At 48.3% G+C, this 8,442-nt stretch carries 5 protein-coding genes; all 5 read left to right on the plus strand.

Annotation, left to right across the window (positions count from 1 at the left end; genetic code table 11):
- Nucleotides 1–10: 10 nt before the first annotated feature.
- The 5 genes from ACTS9Y_RS11740 (at nt 11) to ACTS9Y_RS11760 (ending at nt 8,358) form a co-directional block, all read left to right on the plus strand.
- Entirely contained in the window at nt 11–1,936 is a 1,926-nt protein-coding gene (locus ACTS9Y_RS11740) for an EAL domain-containing protein (RefSeq protein ID WP_442586112.1), read from the plus strand.
- A gap of 151 nt (nt 1,937–2,087) precedes the next feature.
- Nucleotides 2,088–4,232, plus strand: a complete 2,145-nt coding sequence (locus ACTS9Y_RS11745) for a type I secretion system permease/ATPase (protein ID WP_442586113.1) — start codon at nt 2,088–2,090, stop codon at nt 4,230–4,232.
- A gap of 5 nt (nt 4,233–4,237) precedes the next feature.
- Nucleotides 4,238–5,650 (plus strand): HlyD family type I secretion periplasmic adaptor subunit, encoded by a 1,413-nt coding sequence (locus tag ACTS9Y_RS11750; RefSeq protein WP_442586114.1) that lies wholly within the window; start codon nt 4,238–4,240, stop codon nt 5,648–5,650.
- A 5-nt stretch (nt 5,651–5,655) separates the two neighbouring features.
- On the plus strand, nt 5,656–6,336 hold the full coding sequence (locus ACTS9Y_RS11755; RefSeq protein WP_442586115.1) for a LuxR C-terminal-related transcriptional regulator: 681 nt from the start codon (nt 5,656–5,658) through the stop codon (nt 6,334–6,336).
- 216 nt (nt 6,337–6,552) lie between these two features.
- Nucleotides 6,553–8,358 (plus strand): TolC family outer membrane protein, encoded by a 1,806-nt coding sequence (locus ACTS9Y_RS11760; protein WP_442586116.1) that lies wholly within the window; start codon nt 6,553–6,555, stop codon nt 8,356–8,358.
- The last annotated feature ends 84 nt before the right edge of the window (nt 8,359–8,442 follow it).

Genomic DNA, 8,442 nt, shown 5'->3' on the forward strand with positions numbered 1-8,442 from the left:
GGCTTAGAACATGTCATTAATAAAACAAATACGCATTGCGATTTCTGTCATTATTTTAATGGTGGCGGCGGGTTGCCTGTTTTTAGGGGTTTATGATGACCACCGCTTTATGGCCGAGCAGTTGCAGAAAAAAAATAATGACAACGCCAATGGTTTGGCCATCACACTTTCCAATATCCAGAAAGATAGTGTCACGGTAGAGCTGATCATCAGTGCCCAGTTTGATATGGGTAACTATCGCCGCATTGCCATTATCTCGCCTGATAACAAGCCCATGATAGAGCGCATCAACCGCAACCCGCACTCAGTGGCGCCGGCCTGGTTCCAGTCGCTTTTTTCCGTCAGCATCCATCCTGGTATTGCCAATATTCAGTCAGGCTGGCAACAATATGGCACCCTGGTGCTTGAAAGCGAACCTTCGCTGGCGTATGACCAGTTGTGGGAAACTTCACGCCATGCGGTGCTGTGGACCTTGATCGTGGCATTCCTGAGTTATGTGGTTTCCGGTTTCTGGCTGAAGAAAATACTGAAACCACTGGATGACGTGATCGCTCAGGCAGAAGCCTTGGGTGAGCGCAAATACATCACCATTGAAGAGCCGCAGACTGAAGAGTTCAAGAAGCTGGTGCGCACCATGAATACGTTGTCTGACCGGGTTAAATCCATGGTCACGGCTGAGTCTGAACGCCTCAATGTGTTTAACCAGCAGATCAACTACGACGAGGTCACTGGTTTGATGAACCAGTCACACTTTACCAATACCGCGTCGGTCGCCCTCAAGAATGAAAGCTTTGTCGAAGGCATGCTGACGCTGGTGCAATTGCGCAACCTGTCTGATATTGACAAGCAGCTGGGCTACAGCGTCACCAACCAGTTGATTAAAAAAGTCGGCGATGCGCTTGAAAAACAAATGTCGCATTATCCTGATGTGGTTTGCGGCAGGCTCTCTGGCAGTGAATTCGGGATTTTCAGCCGTCAGCCGTTGGATGACTTTATCGTTGCCTCAGAACTCAAGCTGGTGCTGGAAAAGCTCAATGCAGCGCAGCAAATCGTCCAGTTCCAGTTTGTGGTGACACATACCAAAACCAAAAAAGGCGATGACTTCGTGGATATTCACCGGGTCATGCAATTTATTCTCGACCTGGCGGGTGATCAGACGGCAGTGCCTATGCGGGTGATGAATGCCAATAGCATAGTCACATCGAGAAAAAATTACCTTAATCAATGGAAAGAGCAATTCTTGCACGCGATTGAGCACAAGCAGATCAAACTTGCCTGCTACCCGGTCATGCTCAAGGAGCAGCAGTTGCTGCATTACGAGTGCCCGTTGCGTTTGCATATTGATGAAGGCGATCAGTGGCTGGCTGCGGGAGCCTTTATCGATTGGGCCAGCCAGCTGGATATGATCAAGACGCTGGATGGACTGGCGCTGGAATACGCCGTCGATATGCTGGACAAAAATAACGCCAACCTGAGCGTGAATGTGTCTGCCGCCGCAATGCGCAGTGACGAATACCGCGACAAGCTGCAAGCCCTGATCCTGACCGTTGCCCAGCCTTCGAGATTGAGCTTTGAAATTTCGGAAGAGGCGGCATTTAGCGATTTTGTGCAGTTCAAAAACTTTGTGCACCTGGTGAAATCACTGGGATGTATCGTCGGCATGGAACATGTGGCCACGCGCCTTGCCCAGCTGGGTGACTTGCATGAGCTAGGATTGGATTTTGTTAAATTTGATGCTTCACTGATTCGCGACATCCACATGCGGCCACAGCAGCAGTCATTGCTGCGCGGTTTGTGTATGATGGTCCGCACCATGGGCATCATGCCGATTGCCGAAGGCGTGCAGGATCAGCAGGAGCTGGATAGCCTGAATTCGGTAGGTATCGAAGCTGTGACAGGGCCGTTTGTGCAGGAAACCCTGCAATTTGGGGAGTAGTAAAAGTTGTCAATCTTTGTAATTCACGGGATTTTTGCCATATACTCAGCGTTTTGGATGGGGTGGTGATTACCTATAATAGGGATACAAATAATATAAATACTTAAACATAAGTATTTGAGCCGTTGATAAGGACAATAACAAACCTGCCATGGAAACGACGCAATATTTTAACCAAACTGACAAAGACGTTTTACTCGAGTGTCTGCTTTATATCTGCCGCCATAACCGGCTGGCAACTACTCGGGATGCGTTAACCTCTGGCTTGCCACTTGAAGATGGCAAGCTCAACCCCGACTTGTTCAAACGCTCTGCCGAACGCTTGCGTCTCGACGTCATCGTTAAGCAAAGCGCAATCACTGCCCTCAATCAGCCACAAACAGATATCACCTTGTTGCTGAATAATCACCGGGCGTGCCAGCTATTAAAGGTCGATGACAGCCACCATTTTGCGCAGGTGGTTTTCCCCGATTTGTCACCAGAACCGGTCACCATGAGCGTGGCCGATCTGGTCGCAGAGTATACCGGCTATGCGCTGGTCACCAAGCAGAACTATATTTTTGATGCACGTACGCCAGAAGTCGGCAGAGTGAAGATCCGGCACTGGTTCTGGGGCACCATCGCTGAGAACAAAGGTATTTATCGCGATGTGATGGTCGCAGCCTTTCTGATCAATATCTTTGCGCTGGCCATGCCACTGTTCACCATGAATGTGTATGACCGTGTAGTGCCTAACAAGGCAGTGGAAACATTATGGGTATTGGGGATTGGTGTAGGCCTGATTGTGCTGGGTGACCTGCTGTTACGATCCATGCGCGCCTATTTCCTGGATTGGGCCAGTGCACGTATCGATGTGAAACTCAGTGGCCAGATCATGGAGAAGGTACTGGGTACGCGCTATGATGCGAAACCTTCTTCTGTAGGTTCTTTTGCTTCCAATCTGCGTTCATTCGAGAGCGTGCGTGATTTTATTACTTCCGCCACTGTCGTGACCCTTATCGATTTGCCATTCGGTATTATTTTCCTGATAGTGATTGCCTGGATCAGCCCGTTTATGGTGTTGCCGGCCTTGATAGGCGGCGCGGTCGTACTCATCTATTCACTCAGTGTACAAAGCAAAATGCACGACTTGTCCGAGACCATGTACCGGGCCAGTGCGCAACGTAATGCCACACTGATCGAGAGCCTAGTAGGCCTGGAGACGGTCAAGTCCATGGGTATTGAAGGGCAGATGCAAGGCAAGTGGGAACGTAGTGCGATATTTTTGTCTGAAGTCGGCAGCAAGCTCAAGCTGCTATCCTCTTCGATTACCAATGGCTCTTACGCCTTGCAGCAAATCATCAGCGTTGCAATCATTATCCTCGGTGTATACCTGATTTCGAATGGCGATTTGACCATGGGTGGCCTGATCGCGTGTTCGCAATTGACCAGCCGTGCATTAGCGCCGATTTCACAAATTGCCAGCCTGTTTACGCAATACCATACTGCCGCGACTTCATTAAAGTCGTTAGAAGCCATTATGGAAAAGCCGGTAGAGCGCGGTAAGGATGTGAGTTTTCTCTCCCGCCCCGCCTTTAAAGGCGAAATCGAATTCAAGAATGTGTCTTTTAAATATCCTGGCACAGATGAGCTGGCATTAAATGGCATTTCTTTCAGGATTCGTCCAGGTGAGCATGTGGGGCTTATCGGGCGTATGGGGTCTGGCAAAACAACGATTAACAAATTAATTCTTGGCTTGTACCAGCCAAGTGAGGGTGCGATCCTGATTGACGGGATTGACGCACGCCAGATTGACCCGGCCGAATTGCGTCGCAGTATTGGCTATGTGCAGCAGGATAACCATCTGTTTTATGGCACGCTGCGCGACAACATCACTTTGCGCCACCAACACGCCGATGATCACGCTGTGCTGAATGCGGCCCAGGTAGGTGGCATTGCCGAGTTTGTGAATGCACATCCCAAAGGCTTTGACCTGGAAGTGGGCGAGCGTGGCGATACTTTGTCCGGTGGCCAGCGACAAGGCGTCGGCATAGCGCGTGCCTTTGTGACCAGCCCGCAGATCGTGCTGCTGGATGAGCCTACCAGTGCCATGGATCACTCAGGCGAAGAGAATGTTAAAAATAAAATTGCTGAAGCGACAGTCAACAAAACCCTGATTGTCATCAGTCACAGGAATGGCATGCTGGAACTGGCTGAACGTTTAATCGTGATTGATTCCGGGCAGATTGTGGCTGATGGTTCTAAAGAAGACGTTACCGCTGCACTGCGTGCGGGTAAAGTCGGTAAGGCAAGGTAAGCATCATGGCAAAAAAAATATTCGATAAATATGGTGACATTACCAAAAACGATAGCATCTGGATGCGCCTTGGCAAGCCGGTACATCTATTAGTCGACAAAATCATCAAGACCGACACCGCAGAAAACCGTTCATGGACAGAGCAGGCACATGATGTGATGGTTGAAGACAGCATGCTGCACGCCAAGCTGATCATGTATGCCATCTTTGTGATTTTGATCGTGTTGCTCGTGTGGGCGAACCTGGCTGAAGTCGATGAAGTGACACGTGGCGAAGGTCGCGTGATCCCTTCCGGGCAGATACAGCTGGTGCAATCGCTGGATGGCGGTATTGTGACTGATATCATGGTTAAGTTGGGTGACACGGTGAAACGTGGTCAGCCGTTGATCAAAATTGATGAGACGAGGGCGATTTCTTCCCTGAAAGAAAATGAAAGCCAGTATCTATCATTGACAGCCAAAGAGGCGCGCCTGAAAGCGCTGGCTAATGGCAGCGCTTTTAACCCGCCTAGTGAAGTGCAGCTGAAAGTGCCGGATACCTATTTGCAAGAACTGCAATTGTTTAATGCGGGACGTGCAGAGCTGGATTCGCAAGTGAATATCGCCAGGGATCAATTGTCACAGCGTGAGCGTGAGCTTTCAGAAGTGCAGTTTAAAAAAGAAGTCGCAATCAAGACTTATGATTCGAACAGCCGTGAACTGGCAGCGAACCGTCCCTTGCTCAATAGTGGCGCTGTGTCTGAGATTGAAATCCTGCGCCTGGAGCGTGAGGCCAACAGGGCAAAAGGCGATATTGATCAGGCTTCGGCACAGATGGGGCGTATCACTGCGTCTATTTCAGAAGCGCGGCGCAAGATTTCAGAGGCGCAACAAACCTTTACGAGCAAGGTGCGTACCGAGCTGAACGAGACAACGGCAAAAATAAACAGCCTGACTCAGTCTAGCCTGGCATTGTCGGATAAGGTAAAGCAATCGACGCTGCTATCGCCGGTGAACGGCAAAATCAGCAAGCTGTATTACAACACCGTTGGCGGTGTGATCCAGGCAGGGAAAGAAGTCATGGAAGTAGTGCCTTCTGACGATGCGCTGGTGATAGAAGCCAAAGTGCAAACCAAGGATATTGCGTTTATCCGCCCCAAGCAGCCCGCAATTGTCAAACTGACGGCTTATGATTACAGCATTTATGGCAGTCTGGACGGGGAAGTTGAAGATATTGCAGCAGATTCGACGATAGACGATAAAGGAAATGCTTTTTATGTCGTTAAAGTAAGGACAATAAAGAATAATATCGGCGACCATCTGCCAATTATTCCTGGTATGGTGGCACAGGTAGATATTTTGACCGGCAAGAAAACTGTGATGTCTTATTTGCTGAAACCTGTGCTGAAGGCTAAATCGTATGCATTAACCGAGCGCTAATCACTATGAAACATATTTTTATCACATCATTAAAGCAGCCTGTTGAAGCCTGGCTGAATGCCTTTCCTAATCTGGTTTCCAGTGCAGAAGTGGTTTCTGCTGATGTTGCCGGCGCGACCGTGGTCTGGGTGCATGCGCAATTAGAGAGTAGCAACCAGTGGCGCACACAGGTGCAACAAGTGTTGTCACTTATTCCATCAGCAAAAGTCATTGTATTGTCAAATAATCCTGAGCAGGCTGAAGCCATGCAGGCGCTGGAACTTGGTGTGGTTGGTTACCTGCACGCTTATGCGCACCACCAGGTATTAAAAGAAGTCTACAGCGTGGTATCGCATGGTGGTATCTGGTTAGGCCGTGACTTGTTAAAGCACTTGATAACGTTAACAGCTCGTGGCTCACGTCAAACAGTCGATGTGCTAGAAGAGGTGCTGGAAGCCTTAACCAAGCGCGAGCGTGAAGTTGCGCTGGAAGCTGCCAAAGGCAACAGCAATAAAGAAATCGCCAGAACACTTTCTATCTCAGAACGCACGGTTAAAGCGCATCTGACATCCGTATTTGATACCCTGAAAGTAAGGGATCGTTTGCATCTGGCATTGGTATTACAAGGTCAGTCTCCGCAAGGGCACTTTGGCCTCGATAAAAGTGTCAAGGCTGGTGCTTCAAATAAAGCACACCTGAATTCATAAATGCATACCTGCATTTACATAAATAATATTTAAAATAATAGGATTTAAGGGATTTTTATATAGGTTCATAGAGTCACAAGAGTGGATTTGTGACTTTTTCCCCTAAAACCCCCTATTAAACCCACTTTAATAGGGTGGGTAACACTTGTGCCTTAACAATACTGTCGTTATACTAACTTCAGGATGAATCTTTAATAACTTGTTAAGAGTCTGCACATGAAACTAAAAAAAATTGCCTCTGCACTAATCATGGGAGTGTTCGCCTGCTCCTCCGTGTCTTGGGCTGCAAGTCCAGAAACTTTGGAGAAGATAATCGAAAAAGCGGTGTCCGAGAACCCTGAGGTTCAGGCCCGCTTTCATGCTTTTAAGGGCGCTGAGTTTGATGAGTCAGCTGCAAAAGGCCGTTATTTGCCTAACCTGACAGTGGATCAGACATTCCGTAACCAGGAGCGCCTGACCCCAAACATCAACAACACATTCACGCCTAATCAACAATCAACGCTGACGTTGCGACAAATGATTTTTGATGGCCTGGCGACACCTTCAGAAGTGGGTCGTCTGGATCACGTAGCCAAATCCCGTTTCTATGAGTTGCAAGGCCAGATGCAAGGCATTGCACTAGATACCGCGACTGCCTACTTTGATTTGTTGCGTTATCGCCGTTTAGTTTCTTATGCAGAAGATAACTTTGTAGTGCACAAGCAAGTGCACGAAAAAATCAAATCCCGCGTTGACGCGGGTGTAGGTAAAAAAGTTGACCTCGAACAGGCAACTGGTCGTTTAGCGTTAGCAGAAGCTAACCTGCTGACAGAAACTACTAATCTGTATGATGTTTCTGCACGTTTCCAACGCCTGGTAGGTGAATTGCCTCCTGCAAATGTGGTTGAAGTGCAAATGACAGGTGAAGGCTTGTCTGACAGTGCTGACCAAGTGCTAGACGCTGCTTACAAGCAAAACCCTAACATCCTGGCCGCGATTGAAAATATCATTGCTGTTGAAAAATCTGTGTCAGGCCGCAAGGCACCTTTCATGCCTCGCCTGGATTTGCAAGGTCGTAAAGTTTTGGATGTCAACGACGCCAGCAGAAACAGCACATTGGCTGCAGACACCTTGGAAGTGACAGCTAGCTGGAACATTTTCAACGGCTTCACTGATAAAAACAATCTTGATTCTGCTTCGCAAGAACTGAATCGTTCACATGATCTGCGTGACAAGGCTTGTATCGATACACGCCAGCTGGTTGCGATTGCTTACAACAACATCAAACAGTTGAACGAGCAAGTGGCTTATCGTAAACAGCACCAAGACTCCATTGAGAATGCACGTCTGGCTTATCGTAAGCAATACGACATTGGCCAACGTACATTGCTTGACTTGCTGGATACCGAAAACGAATACTTCCAGTCACGTCGTAACTTCACCAATGCTGAAATGGACTTGAGCACTTCTTATGCAAGGACCTATGCTGGCCAAGGTCTGTTGTTGCGTAAACTGGGTGTCACGCGTGCTGATGTGGGTGAGTATGCCCGTGAAGAATACCTGGACCGCGAGAATGTGTGTCAGGCTCTGGCACCAACACAACTGGTAAGCGATAAAGCAGCTTTGCTGGCTAATGCAAAACCATGGGAAGGCGAAGCCTTTAAACCTAAAGGTCCAGAAAAAGCGACGATGAAATTCACGCCGCGTATTCTGTTCCAGGCAAATAGCGCCATCATCTTGCCAGAATCGTACGCTGACCTGGACATCGTTTATGACGTAGTCAAAGAGTGGGGTACCGATAAGGTTGAAATCGCAGGCCACACAGACAAGCGTAATACTTCAAAAGAGAAATACAACCTGTTGCTGTCAGAAAAGCGTGCGAAAGCAGTTGCTGATTACCTGGTCAAAAAAGGCCTGGATGGCAGCCGTATCGTAGTGAAAGGTTATGGCTTCTCACAGCCAATTGCTGAGAATGACCCAATCAACGGTAATGACGCAAACCGCCGCGTTGAAGTGATCCGTTTTCAGTCAGTTGCTGAGTAATCAGTATTGATTGTTTCACCTGATTGATTGCAGGTGATGAATAAAAAGCGAAGCTGGAAACAGCTTCGCTTTTTAATATGCAGC

It is taken from the genome of Methylophilus sp. (genome assembly GCF_052173275.1).
Classification (GTDB): Bacteria; Pseudomonadota; Gammaproteobacteria; order Burkholderiales; family Methylophilaceae; genus Methylophilus.

Coding starts and splice junctions, on each gene's coding strand:
- ACTS9Y_RS11740 (WP_442586112.1), top strand. CDS start 11: ATGTCATTAATAAAACAAATACGCATTGCGATTTCTGTCATTATTTTA.
- ACTS9Y_RS11745 (WP_442586113.1), top strand. CDS start 2,088: ATGGAAACGACGCAATATTTTAACCAAACTGACAAAGACGTTTTACTC.
- ACTS9Y_RS11750 (WP_442586114.1), top strand. CDS start 4,238: ATGGCAAAAAAAATATTCGATAAATATGGTGACATTACCAAAAACGAT.
- ACTS9Y_RS11755 (WP_442586115.1), top strand. CDS start 5,656: ATGAAACATATTTTTATCACATCATTAAAGCAGCCTGTTGAAGCCTGG.
- ACTS9Y_RS11760 (WP_442586116.1), top strand. CDS start 6,553: ATGAAACTAAAAAAAATTGCCTCTGCACTAATCATGGGAGTGTTCGCC.